Origin of the sequence: Hyphomonas sediminis, assembly GCF_019679475.1 — a bacterium.
Lineage (GTDB): Bacteria > Pseudomonadota > Alphaproteobacteria > Caulobacterales > Hyphomonadaceae > Hyphomonas > Hyphomonas sediminis.
Window position 1 is genome coordinate 1,169,519 of record NZ_JAIEZP010000001.1, and the last position, 18,647, is coordinate 1,188,165.

12 protein-coding genes are annotated in these 18,647 nt (G+C 60.3%); 4 read left to right on the plus strand and 8 right to left on the minus strand.

The features are described 5' to 3' along the window. Positions 1-54 precede the first annotated feature (54 nt). Both K1X12_RS06015 and K1X12_RS06020 read right to left on the minus strand, forming a co-directional pair. A complete protein-coding gene (locus K1X12_RS06015) occupies positions 55-702 on the minus strand; it encodes a hypothetical protein (RefSeq protein ID WP_220986715.1) in 648 nt (215 codons plus the stop codon). 90 nt (positions 703-792) lie between these two features. Continuing rightward, positions 793-2,049 (minus strand): multidrug effflux MFS transporter, encoded by a 1,257-nt coding sequence (locus K1X12_RS06020; protein WP_225907890.1) that lies wholly within the window; start codon positions 2,047-2,049, stop codon positions 793-795. Between the two features lie 210 nt (positions 2,050-2,259). Here K1X12_RS06020 and K1X12_RS06025 point away from each other — a divergent pair, with 210 nt between their 5' ends. Beyond that, positions 2,260-3,846, plus strand: a complete 1,587-nt coding sequence (locus K1X12_RS06025; protein ID WP_220986716.1) for a PQQ-dependent sugar dehydrogenase — start codon at positions 2,260-2,262, stop codon at positions 3,844-3,846. Between the two features lie 29 nt (positions 3,847-3,875). On the opposite strand, the gene K1X12_RS06030 is transcribed toward K1X12_RS06025, so the two are convergent. The 5 genes from K1X12_RS06030 to K1X12_RS06050 all read right to left on the minus strand — a co-directional run bounded on the left by K1X12_RS06030 (position 3,876) and on the right by K1X12_RS06050 (position 8,942). Further along, positions 3,876-4,439, minus strand: a complete 564-nt coding sequence (locus tag K1X12_RS06030; protein ID WP_220986717.1) for a CC0125/CC1285 family lipoprotein — start codon at positions 4,437-4,439, stop codon at positions 3,876-3,878. 130 nt (positions 4,440-4,569) lie between these two features. Further along, entirely contained in the window at positions 4,570-5,559 is a 990-nt protein-coding gene (locus K1X12_RS06035) for a tetratricopeptide repeat protein (protein ID WP_220986718.1), read from the minus strand. 95 nt (positions 5,560-5,654) lie between these two features. After that, on the minus strand, positions 5,655-7,085 hold the full coding sequence (locus K1X12_RS06040; RefSeq protein WP_220986719.1) for an aldehyde dehydrogenase family protein: 1,431 nt from the start codon (positions 7,083-7,085) through the stop codon (positions 5,655-5,657). A gap of 130 nt (positions 7,086-7,215) precedes the next feature. Then, positions 7,216-7,419: a hypothetical protein gene (locus tag K1X12_RS06045; RefSeq protein WP_220986720.1), complete on the minus strand. Its 204-nt coding sequence runs from the start codon at positions 7,417-7,419 to the stop codon at positions 7,216-7,218. Then, positions 7,416-8,942, minus strand: a complete 1,527-nt coding sequence (locus K1X12_RS06050; protein WP_220986721.1) for a helicase HerA-like domain-containing protein — start codon at positions 8,940-8,942, stop codon at positions 7,416-7,418. The genes K1X12_RS06045 and K1X12_RS06050 overlap by 4 nt, the downstream gene beginning before the upstream one ends. Positions 8,943-9,109: 167 nt before the next feature. Here K1X12_RS06050 and K1X12_RS06055 point away from each other — a divergent pair, with 167 nt between their 5' ends. The 3 genes from K1X12_RS06055 (at position 9,110) to K1X12_RS06065 (ending at position 15,825) form a co-directional block, all read left to right on the plus strand. Beyond that, the gene (locus K1X12_RS06055; RefSeq protein WP_220986722.1) at positions 9,110-10,198 is read left to right on the plus strand and encodes an AI-2E family transporter; all 1,089 of its coding nucleotides are present in this window, start codon (positions 9,110-9,112) and stop codon (positions 10,196-10,198) included. Positions 10,199-10,576: 378 nt separating this feature from the next. Beyond that, complete coding sequence (locus K1X12_RS06060) at positions 10,577-15,301, plus strand: NAD-glutamate dehydrogenase (protein ID WP_220986723.1); 4,725 nt, start codon at positions 10,577-10,579, stop codon at positions 15,299-15,301. A 65-nt stretch (positions 15,302-15,366) separates the two neighbouring features. Then, a complete protein-coding gene (locus tag K1X12_RS06065) occupies positions 15,367-15,825 on the plus strand; it encodes a hypothetical protein (RefSeq protein WP_220986724.1) in 459 nt (152 codons plus the stop codon). An 8-nt stretch (positions 15,826-15,833) separates the two neighbouring features. Here the strand turns inward: K1X12_RS06065 and K1X12_RS06070 are convergent, their stop codons facing one another. After that, the gene (locus K1X12_RS06070) at positions 15,834-18,569 is read right to left on the minus strand and encodes a M1 family metallopeptidase (RefSeq protein WP_220986725.1); all 2,736 of its coding nucleotides are present in this window, start codon (positions 18,567-18,569) and stop codon (positions 15,834-15,836) included. Between the last annotated feature and the right edge of the window lie 78 nt (positions 18,570-18,647).

Sequence of the window (18,647 nt, forward strand, 5' to 3'; positions counted from 1 at the left end):
AGGCAGGCCAAAGGAAAGCTCTAGGGCCGATACGGGCGGAAGAATTTTCCTGAACTAGGCCTTTTGGAGGTCGGGTTCGATGCTGGCATCATTCCGAGCAGAGTCAGCCGAATAGAGGTCAACGCCGAAATGGGCGCCTGATCGGAATCGGCCTTCCAGCAAACACCCTGCATCCAAAGAATATATCCGTTCAAAGATTTTCTTCACGCCTGAGACTGGGTGTTCAGATATTATGCGGAACCGGATCGACGTATTCCGAGAGATCTTTTCTTCCTCTTCTTTTCCAATTTTTGCGCTGAACACATAGACATTGGGATTTTCGCCAGGTCTTTTGTGATTCACGCGTTCAATGATCATCGGGCTTTCTGCGGCCAGGGGGATATTTTCAGCGATGTATCGCTCGCCAAGTTCAGCGATTGTGATGGCGTGAAGCGTTGCTCTAGGTTGAAGGATATCTGCGCGGGTCTGATTGATGACTTTCACAAAAATCCGGTTTCCGCCCCTGCGATCCTTACCGCGTACTATTACGTGTGAAATCCTCAGTTTGGGCTGCAAGTCATTGAGCAAAAGCAAGAAGATCACAGATGCCATGAGGCCGGATACAAGGCCGGTGACTACGGCAAGAAAAGTCGCGTGTGTGAAAAACAAGCTCGCGACGATCGCTGCACTACAAGATGAAACTGTAATTGCGCCTTTAAGCACGCCGATCGTCCCCCATCACCCTTGGGAAAGGTTGCGGGAAGTGGACTTTCTTGTCAACCGAAGCGGATAATTCCGGTGCTGCCCGTTCCGCTAGGTGCGGCTGAACAGGCGGCCTTTTTCCGTGATCAGAACGATCACGAGAGATCCGAGGCCGAGGCAGACGAAGCCGGTCGTCAGCGGAACAGTCGTGCCGTTGAAGTGCGATCCGATGGTCATACCGATGATGCTGGAGATCATGGTGGTGGCAAAGCCATAGGCGGCCGACGCTGTGCCCGCGATGCTGCCCAGCGGCTCCATCGCCAGGGCCGAGAAGTTCGAGCCCATCAGGCCGAAGCAGGCAAATGTCAGCGCAAACAGCGGGAAGAAGATCGCAAGGCTCTCGCCGAAAGTCATGGTGAGCAAGGTCAGCACCAGCGACGCGCTGGTGAAGATCAGAAGTGCAATGTGGCTTATGCGACGCATGCCCACGCGCTCCACAAGGCGAGAGTTCATGAAGTTGGAAACTGCCAGCGCGCCTGCAATCCCGGCAAACCAGTAGGCAAAGTTTTCACCCTGGTTGAACACCTGCCGAAACACCTGCTCGGACGAGGCGATGAACGCAAACAGCGCGCCGAAAACAATGCCCGAAGCGAGCATATAGCCAAAGCTGACCGGCGTGCGCGCCACCTGAAGGTAAGCGCGGCTGACGCTGCCGATGTCGAGCGGGCGGCGGGCGTCTTTCGGAAGGCTCTCGGGCAGGCGGAACCAGGTCCACGCAAACATCAGTACACCCCACACGGCGAGCACGATGAAGATGCCTTCCCATGGCGCGACATAAAGAATGAGCTGGCCGAGTGTGGGGGCGATGATGGGCACAATCATGAAGATCGTCATCACCAGCGACATGAAGCTCGCCATGCTGCGCCCGGCAAACAGATCGCGTACAACCGCGGAGGCGACAGTGCGAGCGCCGGACGAGAAGACGCCTTGCAGAAAACGCGCGGCCAGCAGCGCCGTGAAGCTGTGCGCCCAAATGCAAAGAAGCGAAGTGATGAAATAGCCGACGAGGCCAATAAACAGGGGCGCGCGGCGGCCAAAGCGGTCCGTCACAGGGCCCCAGATCAGCTGCGGCGCACCGAAGCCGAGCACATAGGCGAAAATGATGAGTTGCTGGCGGTTCTGATCGCCGCCTTCGGCCGTGAGGCCGGTTGCGCGCGCGATTTCGCTCAGTGCCGGTAGCATGATGTCGATTGCAATGGCATTGAGCGCCATCAGGCCCGCGACGATTGCAACGAACTCGACTTTGCGCATGCCTGTCGGCTGGGCCGCGTTCAGGCTTGGCGCCTTGCCCGCTTCACTACCATCCATGGGTTCGGTCTTCCCGCTATCTGGCCATCAGTGGGCCAATATCTGGCGCACACCCGGCGCGATCAACCGGTTGCCCGCTCACAAGCGGGCCTTTTGGACCCATCTTTCGCACTTGACCAGAGTCTGAGCCCACAAATTCGTGTTCACGGTTAGTCTCCTTGCCAAATGGTCACTTAAGAGGGTTTGGTGGGAGTGATAAGGAACGATGCCATGAAACAGAGTGTAATTCGAAACGGGAGCTGGGTTGCGCTTGCCGCTGCCAGCGTTGTCGCACTGCAGGCATGCGGAGGTGGCGGCGGGTCCGGTTCCTCTTCACCGCCTCCACCACCGCCACCCCCACCACCGGCGAACAGGGCGCCGCAGATCACTTCTGCCGCAAATGTCAGCATTGATGAGGGCGTTACTGGCGCGATCTACACGCTGACCGCAACCGATGCGGATGGAGACCCGATCACGCTTGCCACTGTGTCTGGCGGCGATGAGGGCGTGTTCAGCTTCAATCCAACGAGCGGCGTACTCTCGCTCAATACGGCGCTCGATTTTGAAGCGCCTCGGGATGCCGATCGAAACAACGTCTATGAGATCACTTTCCGTGCCAGCGACGGCCGGGGCGGCGAAACGCGCCTGACCTTGCGGGTTACCGTGCGGGACGTTGATGAAACTATCGCAAACATGGCGTTGCGCCGTGTTGGTACAGGATTCTCCGCACCACTTTATGTGGCGGGTATTCCGGGAACGGACCGAGTGGTTGTGCTCGAGAAGGGTGGTCGCGCCCGCGTGCTCAATCCGGAAACCGGAGTTATCGATGGTACCGACTTCCTGAATGTGACCGCAGACGTTGCGACCGCCGGCGAACAAGGCCTGGTGGGCATTGCCTTTTCGCCGTCCTTCGCCACCGATCGCAGGATCTACGTCAACCTGATCAACCGCTCCGGAAACACCGAAATCCGCCGCTACCAGGTTTCAGCGTCCAATCCGCTGGTTGTTGATACGTCGACTCGGGATGTCATCCTGACGATGAACCAGGTGGATGCCTATCATAACGGCGGCTGGCTCGGTTTCGGCAATGATGGCCTGCTGTATCTGGCGACGGGTGATGGCGGCGGCATTACTGCCGGTGCCGATCAGAGCGCCCAAAATACCAATTCCCTGCTTGGCAAGATCCTGAGGATCGATGTCTCCGGTGATGACTTTCCGGCCGATGCCAACCGTGACTACCGCATTCCGTCAGGCAACGCCTTTCCGGGAGGTGTGGGCGGCGCGCCGGAAATCTTCGCGCTCGGTCTGCGCAATCCCTGGCGGTCCAGCTTTGATCCAGTGACTGGAGACCTCCTGATTGCCGATGTGGGGCAGGGAGCCATCGAAGAGATCAACCGGATGCGGTCGAGCGATGCGGGTGCCAACTATGGTTGGGCGCAGAGGGAAGGGACGCAGCCTTATAATGGCGGCGCCAACTCACCGGCCTTCACGCCGCCGGTCGCGGAGTATTCCCATGGCACCGGCCCCACGCAGGGGCGCTCGATTACCGGCGGATATGTGTATCGCGGGAATATCGGGCCGATCCGCAACCACTATGTTTTCGGCGACTTCATCAGTGGCAATGTCTGGTCCGTGCCGCTGTCGTCGCTGGTTGTCGGGCAAACCCTTTCATCCAGCCAGTTCATTCGTCTCAACGATGACTTGGTGCCGGATGCGGGCACGCTCAGCCAGATATCCAGCTTTGGCATGGACAATGGCGGCGCGATTTACATCGTGTCCTATGGTGGCAGCATATTCCGGATTGAGGGCGCCCCTTGAGGCGCCCTCCAAATCTTCTTCACCGCTGATCAGGGGACCGGACGCTGAATCTGGCCTGCCAGGTTGAAGATCACCTGGTCTGCATCGAAGTAGGCGACATCGTCAGGTTTGGCGCCTTTGCCCATGACGATTTCTGCGCTGGCGACATAGCGGGTCTGTTCACGATAATCGACCGGGCCATCCCAGAACGGATCGTAGGAGCCGTAACGCAGCGGCCGCGCGTAGTCATAGAAGTAAGACGCCCGCGGACCGAAATAGCGATAGCGCAGATAGAAGTTGTCGTAGAAGGGCGAGTAGGTCGCGCCCGTCGGCACCAGGCGGCTGTTTGCGTCAGTATCCCGGCGGACGACACGGAAATGGTCGAAGCCATTCTGCTTGGTCAGCTCGGCCGCCCGGAACAGCAGATAGGTTTCCACCGTTTTGCGGTCGGTCAGCGAGTTACCCGAGAACTCCACCTGATAGCGGTTTTCCTCGATCTTCATTTCCGAGAAGCCGCGGTCCGATTGGGACGCGGGCTGGTATGGTGTGGCGGTAGCGCAGGCCGTCGTGATGGCGAGCGCCGCGATGGCAGCCGCAAGGCTAAGACGTTTCATGGCAAACAGCCTCCAGAAGTTTCCCTACACTATATAGTGTGGCGCCATGAAGATGAACGCCAGCCAACAATCAACTTCACATCTATGTGACGAACTGGCTAAGTGATGAATTTCCCGTGTAGGGGGCAGCCTATTCCTGCTTGAACTCCAAGGGAAACAAGACCGCCTGACGGGCAACGGGTTCGCCTGCCTCAGTCAGCGGAGCGAACTGCAGGTTACCGACAATTTTTTCTGCCAAGTCGGCTAAACTTTCTGGTGAACAGAATGGTAGCAGATCATACGCTCGCCCTTCGGCATCAATACTCAACTGAACGTCACAACGACCAATCAACTGGCTTTCTGTTTTATCTGAGGACGTTTTCCTTGAGGGTACTTCTGATGATCCTTCTCCGAGCAAGATTGGTCGGCTTTGTGGGTCACCACTGAAAATATAAGTGGCATCTGGATGCGGCCCTTTGGAGATGGCAAGAGCCCTCGCGATTGGCTTTGCCTTATCTGGATCGTTGGTCTGCTCATAGAGTATTAGCAACAACTCGAAGATGTCTGTTTCTAGGGTTCTATCCAGGGGGACATTTGGCTCTTTCAAGGCGCCTTCCGCCCAATGCACTGCAGTATCAAATTCATCCTGCCGCTCATGAAGAAGCGCGAGATTGTATTTTGTCTGCCGGTTGGTAAATGCGCCCTGTTCCATGCCCTGTGTCAGATAGGAAAGGGCTTCCGCATCATTTCCCTTGTGCATGTGGAAGTTCCCGAGAGACACCATGCTTCCGGCTCTCTGGGTAGGCGAGAGAATGTTCCTGTCGAGCGCTGCCGTCAGATCGGCGATTGCGCCATCAACGTCTCCTGATTCAAACCTGACAAAAGCTTTGAGCCTGATTGATGCTGCTTCCTCGTGGCAATTGAGTTTTCGAGCCTGCAGTTTGTCCAGCGCGGACAATGCCTTGTCATACTGCTCCGCAAACGCGTCCGTTTCCGCCTGCAGATAGAGGCTGCCATTCCTTTTTGTGAACGCGGTGTCTGTGCAGCCTTGTGCAATCGCGACCGATCCCAATGCGCAAAAGAGTGCAACGAGTAACGTATGTCTGAGTGGCCAGAGCGTGAGATCAAAGTGTGCGTGCATCTGGCGCCCCTAAAGTTTCTCAACTGCGGATAGCATGAAAAAGGCCCGGAGCAATCTTTGCTCCGGGCCTTCTGTTTTCGCAATCAAAAGCAGGATCAGGCTGCGGTGTAGCCCATCACGGCTTTGACCTCGAGGAACTCCTGGAAGCCATGCTCACCCCACTCGCGGCCATTGCCGGACTGGCCGAAGCCGCCGAAGGGGGCCGAGAAATCCGGACGTGCGCCGTTGACGTTGATCTGGCCAGCGCGAATGCGGTTGGCGACGGCATGGGCTTCCTCTGCCGGACCCTGAACATAGCCAGCGAGACCGTAGACGGTGTCGTTGGCCATTTCGACGGCCTGATCGACCGTGTCGTAGGGCAGGATGCAGAGAACTGGGCCGAAGATTTCTTCGCGCGCGATGGTCATTTCATTGGTGACGTTCGCAAACACGGTCGGGCGGGTGAAGTAGCCCTTGTTGAAACCTTCCGGACGGCCAGGGCCACCGGCGACGAGGGTCGCGCCCTCTTCGATGCCCTTCTGGATGAGGTCCTGGACCTTCTGGTACTGGTTGCCGTTCGAGATTGGGCCAATGGCGCCCGGAGGGGCGTCGGCAGGCATCGCGCATTTGATCGACTCGGCGGTAGCTTTCGCGATGGCGACAGCCTGATCGTGCTGGTCTTTCTGCACGAACATACGCGAGGGCGCGTTACAGCTCTGGCCGGAGTTGGTCATCATGTTCATGATGCCGCCAGCGACAGCCTTCTGAAGATCTGCCGTAGGCAGAACAATGTTCGGGCTCTTGCCGCCGAGTTCCTGGGCAACGCGCTTGACAGTCGGCGCAGCAGCCTGTGCCACCAGCACGCCGGCGCGGGTCGAGCCGGTGAAGCTCACCATGTCAACATCCGGGTGCGAAGAGATAGCGGAGCCAACGCCCGGGCCATCGCCGTTCACCAGGTTGAACACGCCTTTGGGTACGCCGGCTTCATGCAGCACTTCGGCGAAGATCATCGCGTCGAGTGGCGCAATTTCCGACGGTTTGAGAACCATGGTGCAGCCTGCGGCGAGCGCCGGGGCGACCTTGCAGGCGATCTGGTTCAGCGGCCAGTTCCACGGCGTGATGAAACCGCAGACGCCGATCGGCTCCTTGCGGAGCAGGGTGGTGCCTTTCACTTCCTCGAACTTGTAGTTCCGAAGAACCGAAGCGGTGATGGCGAAGTGGCCAATGCCCGCCGGCGCCTGAGCGGCGTTTGCCAGCCACATCGGGGCGCCCATCTCGTCGGAGATTGCCTTGGCGATTTCCGGCACGCGCTTCTGGAGGCCGGCTGCGATCTTGTCGAGCAGGTCTGCGCGGTATTCCACCGAGGTCTGGGAGAAGGATTTGAACGCGCGTTTAGCGGCGGCAACGGCCTTGTCCACATCAGCTGCGGAGCCGATGGAGATGACCGCGAAATTCTCTTCGGTTGCCGGGTTCTCGACTTCCAGCGTGCGCGGGGTAACCGGATCAACCCATTCGCCGTCGATATAGAATTTCAGGTACTGTTGCATGAGTAGTGCCTCCCTTGGGCGCAGCTTAATTCGCCATCTCCCTGACTATAGGAGAGGCGAGGCGCTTTCGCCACTCCTTACGCGGGGGGAAGAGCCGTCGCCGGGAGCGCGGGATACCGGCTGCCGCGGCCTACTTCTTCGGCTTCACCCAGCCCCGGCCTGCCATACAGGTAATGAAGTTGGCTTCGATGTTGTAGCTGATCTGTTGGCAGGCGGAGTAGGCCGTCTCGAACGGCTGGGCGCCGGTCGAGCCTTGCCATTGGCCCACCTGCCGGCTGGGCGCACAGGCAGCCAGGCCCAGCACCGCAACCAGCACTAGGAGGGAAGGTTTCATCGCTTCTTGTTCCCGAAAATGCCGCGCAGGATATAGCGGGTAATCTCGCGCCCGGCGGTGGAGGCGGCATTATTCATTGCCCGCTCGCTGGCCGACATGCGGCGGGAAGATGAAGCTTTTTTCTTTGGTGCCGCTTTGGCCTTGGCTTCGGCTTCTTTGGCCTTTGCCGCTTCTTTCGCGGCCTTTTCATCTTCTTTGGCCTTGGTGGCTTCCTTCTTCGTCAGCAGCTCGTGGGCCGACTCCCGGTCAATTGCCTTTTCATACTGGCCGAAGAGGGGGCTTGCCTGCTGGATCGCTGCGCGCTCGGCCTCGCTTACGGGGCCGAGCCGGGAGGAGGGAGGCCGGATCAGCGTGCGCTGCACGACCGAGGGGCGCCCCTTCGCGTCCAGCATCGAGACCAGCGCTTCGCCCACGGCCAGCTCCGTGATTGCATCCTCGGTCTTGAATGAAGGGTTGGGGCGGAAGGAAGCGGCGGCAGATTTAACAGCCTTCTGCTCCATTGGCGTGTAAGCGCGTAGGGCGTGCTGCACGCGGTTGCCCAGCTGGGCGAGGACCGTTTCAGGCACATCGCGCGGGTTTTGGGTCACGAAGAAAACGCCCACGCCTTTCGAGCGGATGAGGCGGACGACCTGTTCGATCTTCTGCAGCAGTGCAGAGTTGATGTCGGTGAACAGGAGGTGGGCCTCGTCGAAGAAGAAGACGAGGCGTGGCTTTTCCGGATCGCCTACTTCAGGCAGCTCTTCGAAGAGTTCGGAGAGAAGCCAGAGCAGGAAGGTAGAATAGAGTTTGGGGCTGTTGATCAGCTTGGTGGAGTCGAGAATGTTCACATAGCCGCGCCCGTCGCGGGTCGTGCGCATGAAGTCGGCCAGCTGCAGGGCAGGCTCACCGAAGAAGCGCTCGGCGCCATCACGCTCCAACACCAGCAGCTCGCGTTGCACAGCTGAGAGGGAAGCGGAGGCGACATTGCCATAAGTCCGGCTGACTTCCTCGCGCAGTTCCGCCTCGCCCAGATGGGCCAGCAGCTTGCGCAGGTCTTTCAGGTCGATCAGGGCAAGGCCGTTATCGTCTGCATACTGAAAGGCGACGTTGAGCACGCCTTCCTGCACAGCTGTCAGGCCCATCAGGCGGGAGAGCAGCACCGGGCCCATCTCCGCGATGGTGGCGCGCACGGGGTGGCCCTTTTCGCCAAACACATCCCAGAAAATCACCGGCGCGGCGTCATAGGTGAGCGCGCCCATGCCGATGCTCTCGGCGCGGCTGGCAAAGGAGGCGTGGTTCTTCTGCTCCGGGCTGCCCGCCATGGCGATGCCGGAGAGGTCTCCCTTCACGTCCGCCGCAAAGACCGGCACGCCGGCATCGGAGAAAGCCTGTGCCATCACCTGCAGGGTGACCGTCTTGCCGGTGCCCGTGGCGCCTGCGACCAGGCCGTGCCGGTTGGCCACCTTCAGGATCAGCGACTGGGCGTCGTCCGGCGTGCCCGAACCATCGGCGTCCGCGCCGCCCAGGAAAATCGTTTCGCTCATGTCGCTTGCCCCTTAGCTGCCGCGATTTGAATCAGGCGGGAGGCTAGCGTTTCCGGCGATTTGAGCAAGCTGGCGCTGGCAGGTATCTGCCGCTTGACGGTTGGGCTGGCCAATCCCACCCTGTGCCGGTCGGAGATGTTGGATCACGGCCAAGTTCGGAGCAGGGTATGGGTAGCGCCACAAAGACAGGAATTTGGATCATCGCAACCGGGGTGATCATTGCGCTGCTCTATCTGGGGCGCGAAATCCTGGCGACTTTCGCAATGGCAGTGTTCCTTTTCCTCATCATCGAGGGCTTCGGAAATGTGATCAACAATTCCTCGCGCCTGATCCAGATCGGACCAGCCAGAGTGCTGGCGGTCCTGCTCGTGGTTGGGGGATTTGTTGGCTACATGGCCCTGATCACCAATGGTCTTGCCGAGTTTGGCCGGGACGCTGGCGACTATGAGGAGAAGATCAACAGCCTGATCGTCGATGTATACAGCCTCGCCGGACTGCAGGAGGCGCCCAGCCTCACCCAGATGCTGTTCAATGAGGGGGGGCAGCGCTTCTTCGCCACGATTGCCAACTCTGTGAGCGGCCTGTCAGGCGACATCGTGCTGATCCTTATCTATGTCGCCTTCCTGTTCACCGCCCAATCGGGCTGGACGCACAAGCTCGACAACATCTTCCCGGAATCGCAGCAGCGCGAGCAGGTGCGCCGCATCGGCAATGATGCGCGCCTCGCCATCGAGACTTACCTGTGGACGCAGACCGTCATCTCGGCGCTAATCACTTTCCTGACCTATGTTTCGCTATTGTTGATGGGGGTCCAGAACGCACTATTCCTGTCGGCACTGATCTTCGTCCTGAACTACATCCCAACCGTGGGCTCTATTGTCGCAGCGCTGGTGCCGCCTCTGTTCGCGCTGGTTCAGCCGTCAATTCCCGGTTGGGTGCCCGCCTTGGCGCTGCAGGAATCCTATGTCTATGCGGCCGCGGTCTTTGCCGTGGTCAGTTTCTGGCAGTTTTCGATTGGCAATTTCATCCAGCCGCGAATGATGGGCGAGTCGTTGAACTTGTCGGCACTGGTCGTGCTTTTGGCGCTCGCGATCTGGGGGGTGATCTGGGGTATCCCAGGCATGTTCCTGTCGGCGCCGCTGACGGTTCTAATGATGATCCTTTTTGCTCAATCTCCGCACACCAGATGGATCGCGATCCTGTTGTCCGCAGATGGAAAACCGCAAGTCAGGGTTGCATCAGAGCAGGCGCCCTGAATCAGCATCAGGCTAGCCAATCTGTTATTGAAATGTTACATCGCGACTGGGTTGAGGGTGTCAGGCGAGTGATTCCCACTTGTCTTACTACCGAAAATTAAGGTTTGTGGCGGCGGATTGTGGTTGATTTGCCGACGTCATAATACGAAATAAAACAAGATCAGGCTTCCGCGTGCGTCCCCCCACCCAGCCTGCGGAATTTGCCTGTAGGGCCCGCTGGACATGTCCCCGTCTGGCGGGCCCGCTTGCTTTAGGGGTGGTTTTTTCCACAGCTTCGCCAAAGGCGGCAATTGTTTCCTTTGAAACATGTTCCTTGAAGGCTTCCCTTAGGGCGAGTAGACCCGTTTTTTGACCGGTTTTGCCGCGAGAGTCGTTTTCATGCCCCGTTCTACTGCCGCCCACGGACCTGCCAGCCAGGTACTCGATCAGATTCTACAAGAAGCCGCACGGGAGGACGTCTCAGGACTGAGCGATGCCGACATCCGGTCCATCGCGGAGCATCTGTGGAGATGCGCTGAGGCCGTTGCTGCCGGTGAGCGAGCTGTTCACGCACATGTGAAGTTCGAGGGCGCCGAAGGTATTCTCAGCCGGAGCGTTCTGGAGGTCATTGGCCCAGACATGCCGTTCCTCGTGGACTCGCTTCTGGGCGAGTGTGCCGCGCAAGGGCATGAGATCAAGACGCTGTTCCATCCCGTGGTCGCTATGGCCGATGGCCGGATGGTGTCGCTGATCCAGATCCACACCGCCTTGTTGACGCCGGATGAGGCACGCACGCTGGAAGCCGGCGTTCGGAGCGCTCTTGCCGAGGTCGAGCGTGCCGTCGCCGATCATGCGGCCATGCGGGCGCGGATGCGCGCCGAGATGAAGCGCATTTCGGCTTTGCACCATATTCAGTCTGCGGAGCGTGATGAATCTGTTGCCTTCCTGGAATGGCTGTCGCGCGAGCATTTCGTGTTCCTTGGTGCGCGCGAATATGATTTTGAAACCGACGCGCAGGGCGGGGTGAAACCTGCCGAGCCGCTGATGGTGGAAGGCTCCAATCTTGGCATTCTGCGTGACGAGGCGTTGAACGTCCTGAGCCGTGATAGCGAGCCTCTGGTGCTGACCCGCGAGATTGGCGAGTTCATCCAGTCGCCGGTGCCCCTGATCATTGCCAAGTCGACCCATACCAGCCGTGTGCACCGGCGCGTGCCGTGCGATTATATCGGCGTGAAGAAGTATGATGAGGATGGCCGCGTCAACGGTGAGGTCCGCTTCCTCGGCCTGTTCACTGCGGAGGCCTATGATGAAACGGCGCGCACAATACCGTTCGTTCGTCGCCGTGTGCAGAAGATCATGTCGGCTTCCGGCGCTGCGCCGGGCGGGCATACTGAGAAAGCGCTCGCCAATCTGATCGAAACCTGGCCGCGCGACGAGCTGTTCCAGACCCGCTCGACCGTGCTTGGCCCGATGATCATGGGCGCGCTGCATCTGATCGGCCGGCCTCGCACGCGCGTGTTCCTGCGCCGGGACGAGTTTGACCGGTTCGTGACGGCGCTCGTCTTCGTTCCCCGGGAGTCTTACGACACCTCGCTGCGTCAGCGCATCGCTGCGCTGTTGACGGAGGCCTATCAGGGCGACCTCAAGAGTTTCCAGCCCTATTTCGATTCCGGGCCGCTTGCGCGTGTTCATTTCGAAATCGCTCTGCATCCGGACCACCCCGAGCCAGATCCTGCCGAAATCGAGCGTCGCATCGTCGATCTTGCCCGCACCTGGGATCAGGGCTTCCGCGACGAATTCATGAAGTCGCATCTGACGGGAGAGGAGCGGGAAGGGGCACGCGCTTTCATCGGCGCTTTCAACGCTGCCTATCGGGAAGCCTTCCCGCCGCAGGAAGCGATGATGGACGTGACCTGCATGGCAGAGCTCAGCGCAGGCGAGCCGATTGTTGCGCGCGCCTATCGTCACGGCGCCGATGATGCGTCAAAAGTGCGCGTCAAGATCTATGCCCGCACCGGTTCCATCGCCCTGTCGCGCTGTGTTCCAGTGTTCGAGAACCTTGGCTTGTTTGTCGATTTCGAGACTGGCTATCCGGTCCGCCCACTGACCAAGCCGGTAGCTGATGCGCCGGATGTCTACTGGGTTCACTCCTTGTCGATGAAAACGGCGGACGGTTCCGCCCTCGATCTCGACACGATTGCGCATGATTTCGAGCAGGCCTTCCTCGCTGTTTGGGGGGGCAAGGCGGAGAATGATGGCTTCAACAAGCTCGTTCTTGTGGCCGGCGCAGATTGGCGCGAAGCCGCGCTCATCCGGGCGCTCGCCGCCTATCGCCGCCAGAGCGGTATGGAGCAGCCTCAGGAAGTGCAGGAAGCGGCCCTTGCCCGCTATCCGGCAGTCACGCGCCTGCTGCTCGACCTGTTCCACGCGCGCTTTGATCCGGATGCGCACAAGACGCTCGATGCCCGCCGTAAGGCGCAGGCCGCGATTGCTACCCGCTTCAATGACGCAATGAAGGATGTCGCCGGCCTTGCCGACGATATCGTGCTGCGCCGTCTTTTCTATCTCGTGGAGGCGATCCAGCGCACGAACTTCTATCAGGAAGACAGCGACACCGGCGCGCATCGTTCGTTCCTCAGCTTCAAAGTCGCTTGCCGCGAACTGGCAGACCTGCCGGAGCCAAAGCCCTTCCGTGAGATCTACACCTCCAGTCCGAAAGTCGAAGGTGTTCACCTTCGCTTCGGTCCGGTTGCCCGCGGGGGGCTGCGTTGGTCCGATCGTCCGTCAGATTATCGCACGGAGGTGCTTGGGCTTGTTAAAGCCCAGCAGGTGAAGAACGCGGTCATCGTGCCCGTCGGCTCCAAAGGTGGCTTCTATCCCAAGCAGCTGCCGGAGCGTTCCGATCCGGCCTGGTTCGAAACCGGCCGCGATGCGTACAGGGAATTCATCACCGCGCTGCTCGGGGTGACGGACAATATTGTCCATGGCAAGGTTGTGCATCCTCAGCGTACGGTCATCTGGGACGGGGAAGATCCCTATCTCGTCGTCGCTGCCGACAAGGGCACGGCGACCTTCTCCGACACTGCGAATGCGATCAGCATCGAGAGGGGGCATTGGCTGGGGGACGCCTTCGCCTCGGGCGGCTCTGCCGGTTACGACCACAAGAAAATGGGCATCACGGCACGCGGCGCCTGGGAAGCTGTCAAGCGCCACTTCCGCGAGATGGGGCGTGACATCCAGACAGAGCCCTTCACCGTAATCGGTGTGGGCGACATGTCGGGCGACGTGTTCGGCAATGGCATGCTGCTCTCACCGGAGATCCGCCTGGTTGCCGCGTTCAACCACATGCACATCTTCATTGATCCAGATCCAAAGGATTCGAAGAAATGCCTTGCCGAGCGCCAGCGCATGTTCGGCCTGCCGCGATCGAGCTGGGGCGATTATGATGCCAAGCTGATTTCCAAGGGCGGCGGCGTTTTCCCGCGGTCAGCCAAATCAATTGATCTGACCCCGGAGATCAAGGCGCTTACCGGTCTTGCGAAGGATGCGGTGACCCCGGACGAACTGATCAACGCCCTCCTCAAGGCGGAGACCGACCTCCTCTGGTTCGGTGGTATCGGCACTTATGTGAAGGCCAGCCACGAAACGAATGCCGACGCCGGCGACCGCGCGAATGATGCTATCCGCATCAATGGCCGCGATCTCAAGGCGAAGGTGATCGGGGAGGGGGCAAACCTCGGCATGACGCAGGCAGGACGCATCGAGTTTGCGCTTGCCGGTGGCCGCCTCAACACCGACGCTATCGACAACTCTGCCGGTGTCGACTCGTCCGACCATGAAGTGAACATCAAGATCCTCGCGGCCGAGGCCATCCGCCTTGGCGCGCTTCAGGAAGGTGATCGCAACGCCATGCTTGCGCAGATGACGGACGATGTCGCCCGCCTCGTGCTCACGCATAACTATGATCAGACGAATACGTTGACCCTGGCAGCCGCTACGGCTGGCGAAGACCATGAAGCGCTTGAGCGTCTGATGGTCTATCTGGAAGAGCGCGGCGTACTTAACCGTCCGCTGGAGGGGCTGCCCTCGACGCAGGAGATGCAGACCCGCGGCGCCGAAGGCCGCCCGCTCACCCGGCCGGAGCTTGCTGTGCTGCTGGCCTGGTCGAAGATCGTCCTGTTCGACGACATCGTTGCGTCCGACATTCCCGATGATGAGTTCTTCATCGAAGTGCTCAAGGGGTATTTCCCGAGCCCCATCGACGGGTTTGGCGAGGCGCTCGCCAATCATCGCCTGCGCCGAGAAATTATCGGGACGATCATTGCCAATCGCAGCCTGGATCTGGGTGGCCCGGTTGCCATCCTGCGCCTGCGCGAGCTGACGGGCGCTGCGCCCGCCACGGTTATTCGCGGTGTTGAGGCGGCCCGTGCTGTGCTCGACATCGCCGGCTTCCGCCGCGCAGTCTTCGATCTCGACACCAAGGTCGCCGCAGACCTGCAAACCGAGCTTCAACTCGAAGCGATCCAGGCCGTCAGCGAGGCGGCTGCCTGGTTCATCCGTACCCTGCCGGAAAAGACGGTCGGTGAAGCGGTGAAGCTCACGCGCGCGCCGCTGGACGAGCTCAAGGCGGCCCTCGGGGACATTCAGACCGGCTATCCGGCCTCCCGGATCGAGCGGGCAACGCGCGGTTTCGTCAAGCGCGGCGCGCCGGACGCCCTCGCGCGCTGGGCGGGCGCCATGAGCTATTTTGCGCAAGGCCTCGTCGTCACCGATCTTGCCGCTCGCAAAGGCAGTAAGATCGCAGATGCCGGCGCCTGCTTCTACCAGATCGGCGACGCCCTCCGGCTAGATCGGCTGCGCACCTCGGCGCGTGAGGGCCTTGCCGGCGCGCCTTATTGGGACCGGGTGGCGGGCCGCCGCCTGATCTCTGAACTCGTTCGCCTGCAGGCCAGCGTGTCGGAAGAGGCGCTGGTTGCCGGCGGTGCGGAGGCCTGGCTGGAGGCGCGCGCTGAGGGCCGCAAACAGCTCCTGGCGAGCCTCAGCACGCTCAGCAAGGACCGGGAGTGGTCCTTTGCAAAGTTTGCCCTTTCAACCGACGCTGTGCGTCAGTTCATGGGCCGCTAAGGCCGCGTTCAGGGAATATTCATCGTCCGGCCCCCTGTCTGATGTTCTTCAGGCAGGGGGCAGGCATGATAAGATTACTCTGTGCGGGACTGGCGGGTCTGGCGCTTGCCGGCTGTGCTGCGGATGGCGACGCGCCCAAAGAGCGGGCCGCGGCTGCCAGGGAAGTTGTCATCCCGAACTTCAATGGCATCATCGCGGGTAGAGAGAGTTACTTCTATCATCAGTTCTGGGGCGACTGTTCCGCGCTCGATCACGGTCATGGGCGCAACTATGTCTGGGGGCATTGGCGCATGCCTCTGGAAGCCGTCTCCTACAAGCTCCGCCCGTCGGAAGAAGGGGCGGGCTTTATGGTTGAATTCGTCTGCAAGAAAGGCGAAGCCTGCATCGAAAGCGGCTTCATGGAAGATCTGCCAGAGCGGATCAAATCCCACATTATCCCGTTCGAGAACACGGGCTACGCCAATGTTTACCTCTCTCGCGTGGAGGAGCTGAAGGCCGCCTGCAAGGCAGCCGCCGGAGGCTGACGCCTCAATTAACGCTCCGCCAGCGCCGCCGCCAGCAGGGGCATCTGCTGCGTCGCCAGCGCGTCACACAGCTTGGCCCGTTCAATCCCTTGCGCCAGGTTGCGCTCATAGCCGGCAATCAGGTCTGCCTTGCTTTCGATAAAAGCCTTGGCTTTGTCGGCATCGGCCGACGAGCAGAAGGCGGCTGTCAGCCCACTGATCTGTGGCCGGCGCACTTCCGGCATCCTGCCGACGATGGCGTCAAAGTTGGTTTCCAGCGCGGCCCACACTTTCTCAAACCCCTCTCCGGTACGGGTGGATCTCGCCGTGTCGGTGAAGGCGCCCGCCAGAATAGTGTAAACTTCAGATGTGGTAACTGGCAGCTCGGGCAGCTGGGTTAGCAGGTCGGCTGCGGTGTCGGCGTCCGCATTCAGTGCAATTGCGCGCAGGATAGCGCCGCGCTCCGACTGGTCTTCCGAGGCCAGCGCAAAGTCCAGCGCTGCGTCGGCAAAGGGCTTGCCTTCCTCGCGCAGCGCCGCGGCCACAGCCTGACCGATTTCCTGAGGTTTGAGCGCTTTGGCGTCGGCCTTGCGGCCAAAGCCGATATAGGCAATCGCCGCATCCCTCAAGCGAGCGCGGGTTTGCGGCCGGTTCCCGATTGATGTCAAAAGACCGTTCACGGACTCTTTCAGCAAGGTTTCGCGCACGGTCAGCGTCTCGCTCGGTCGTGCCTGCAGGCGGGTTGAAAGCGGGCCATAGGTCTTTTCGATCCAGGCGGAGAAGGCCGCGCGGTCAGCGGGCGCCAGACGCGCATAGTATTTTGTCAGCGCGCTGAAGGGTTGAGAGACAGCCGCCGCTGAGCCATTGGCGGAGGCTTCCAGTCCGCTCAGAAGCGTGTCTGCGCTCACATTGCCCGCTTCAAATCCTGCCACCAGCGAGTCGATGTAGGCCATTTGCTCGCCCGCACTGAGCTTCACGAAATTGTCGGAAAGTTTCTGCGCATAGGCGTCGTTCAACGAGAACCGCCAGTATCCGGCGCCGCCGGCATTGGGCATCACATAGTCAGGGCACTTCTGAAGATCGGCAGCCAGGCCGTTGGGCGAAAGCATCCAGGTGCGGGTCTCTTCGGTCTCGCCATAGCCGATACGGGCCGTGAAGGGGATCTGCCAGCTCGTTCCCTTGCGGGCGATTTCGGATCCCAGCGGCGCGTAGCGGCTCTGGCTCACATGCATCAGCCCGTTGCCGCCAGTTCGGCATTCAATTTCGACCGTCAGCATGGGAATGCCGGGCTGCTGCACGAAACTGCGGAAGCTCTCCACGATACCGGTATGGCCGGACCCCTCTGCAAGGCTCTGCATGAAATCGTCCACATCGGCAACGCCATCATGGAAGCGGCGCATATGCGTGCGAATGCCTTCGCGGAACTTCTCTTCGCCAAGATAGTTTTCGAACATGTTCAGCACACTGCCACCTTTTTGATAGGTGATGGCATCGAAGGCGTCCTCAATGTCGGCATTGCTGGCGATTGGATTGCGGATCTGGCGGGCGCTTTTCAGGCTGTCGGCCTGCATGGCGTGGAGGCCTGCCGCGATGGCATTGAGGTTCCACTCGCCGCCGGGATCGACGGCATTCATCGTCTTGTAGCTCATCCATGTGGCGAAGGCCTCGTTCAGCCAGATGTCGTTCCACCATTTCGGCGTCACCAGATTGCCGAACCATTGGTGTGCGAGTTCATGCGCATGGGTGGCATAGACGCCACGTCGCTGGATCAGCGTGGAGCGTTCGTTCAGTAGCAGCGTCGCCTCGCGGTAAACGATGGCGCCAGCATTCTCCATCGCGCCCCAGGCATAGTCTGGCGCGGCGATGAGATCGAGTTTTCCATAAGGGTAGGGTAGGCCGAAATACTCTTCCTGCCAGGTCAGGATCGGATGCGTGATGGCCAGCCCGTCTTCCAGCTGCGCACCTTTGCCTGCGGCTGCAAACCCCCGCAATGGGATCGGCGCAGGGCGGATCTGTGTCGGCGTCTCGATCCATTGCTGCTCGCTTTCGTCGTAAGGGCCGACAATCAGTGCAAGGAGATAGGTGGGCAGAGGCCGGGTCGGCGCAAAACTGTGTCGCAGCATGCCGCCGTCGACGGGGATTGCCTCGATCTCCGGGCTGTTGGCGATCACTTTCAGCTTTTCAGGCGCGGTGACCGAAACGGCCCACACCGTCTTGAAGCGCGGTTCGTCAAAGCTCGGCACCATCCGGCGAGCGTCAATCGACTGCATCTGGCTGACCAGATAGTCCTTGCCGTTCTGTGTCACCTTGTAGAGCCCGGCCAGCGCGAGATTGTAGGGCGCCTCATAGTCCATCACGAGCGTCACCTGCCCGGCTGGCAGCGGCGTCTCGAAGTCGAGACGCGAAACACCGCCCTCGGCAAGGCCTCCGGTGAAGGTTGCGGGCACCTCGGTGCCATCGGGCAGCCGGGCAAAAGCGTGGATCACATTCGGGCCCAGCGCATGCAGCCAGATCCGCGCATGCGGCGCGTCCAACGTCACGTCGATCTCCACGTCGCCGGTAAAGCCAGGGGCAGACGGATCCGTCACAAGGTTCAACCGGTACACGGTCGGCATTACTCCGGTCGGCAGTTGCCCGCCTGGCGGCTCTTCCAGCTGCACGATTTCCGGTTCGCTGCGGATCAGTCCGGGATTGGCGCCGCAGGCAGCCAGGACGGCGAAGGAAGCAGCGCCCGCAAGGGCAGCGGCGAGACGGGAACGGATCATGGAGGCCTTCCGGTTCGGCTGGGCGGAGTGCGTTTAGGACTAAACGCTCCTTTCCCCGAGGAAAAGGCACGGAAACAG

Bases quoted from the DNA above. Each gene is read 5' to 3' on its own strand.
- K1X12_RS06020 (WP_225907890.1), bottom strand. From the start codon at position 2,049: ATGGATGGTAGTGAAGCGGGCAAGGCGCCAAGCCTGAACGCGGCCCAG.
- K1X12_RS06025 (WP_220986716.1), top strand. From the start codon at position 2,260: ATGAAACAGAGTGTAATTCGAAACGGGAGCTGGGTTGCGCTTGCCGCT.
- K1X12_RS06030 (WP_220986717.1), bottom strand. From the start codon at position 4,439: ATGAAACGTCTTAGCCTTGCGGCTGCCATCGCGGCGCTCGCCATCACG.
- K1X12_RS06035 (WP_220986718.1), bottom strand. From the start codon at position 5,559: ATGCACGCACACTTTGATCTCACGCTCTGGCCACTCAGACATACGTTA.
- K1X12_RS06040 (WP_220986719.1), bottom strand. From the start codon at position 7,085: ATGCAACAGTACCTGAAATTCTATATCGACGGCGAATGGGTTGATCCG.
- K1X12_RS06045 (WP_220986720.1), bottom strand. From the start codon at position 7,419: ATGAAACCTTCCCTCCTAGTGCTGGTTGCGGTGCTGGGCCTGGCTGCC.
- K1X12_RS06050 (WP_220986721.1), bottom strand. From the start codon at position 8,942: ATGAGCGAAACGATTTTCCTGGGCGGCGCGGACGCCGATGGTTCGGGC.
- K1X12_RS06055 (WP_220986722.1), top strand. From the start codon at position 9,110: ATGGGTAGCGCCACAAAGACAGGAATTTGGATCATCGCAACCGGGGTG.
- K1X12_RS06060 (WP_220986723.1), top strand. From the start codon at position 10,577: ATGCCCCGTTCTACTGCCGCCCACGGACCTGCCAGCCAGGTACTCGAT.
- K1X12_RS06065 (WP_220986724.1), top strand. From the start codon at position 15,367: ATGATAAGATTACTCTGTGCGGGACTGGCGGGTCTGGCGCTTGCCGGC.
- K1X12_RS06070 (WP_220986725.1), bottom strand. From the start codon at position 18,569: ATGATCCGTTCCCGTCTCGCCGCTGCCCTTGCGGGCGCTGCTTCCTTC.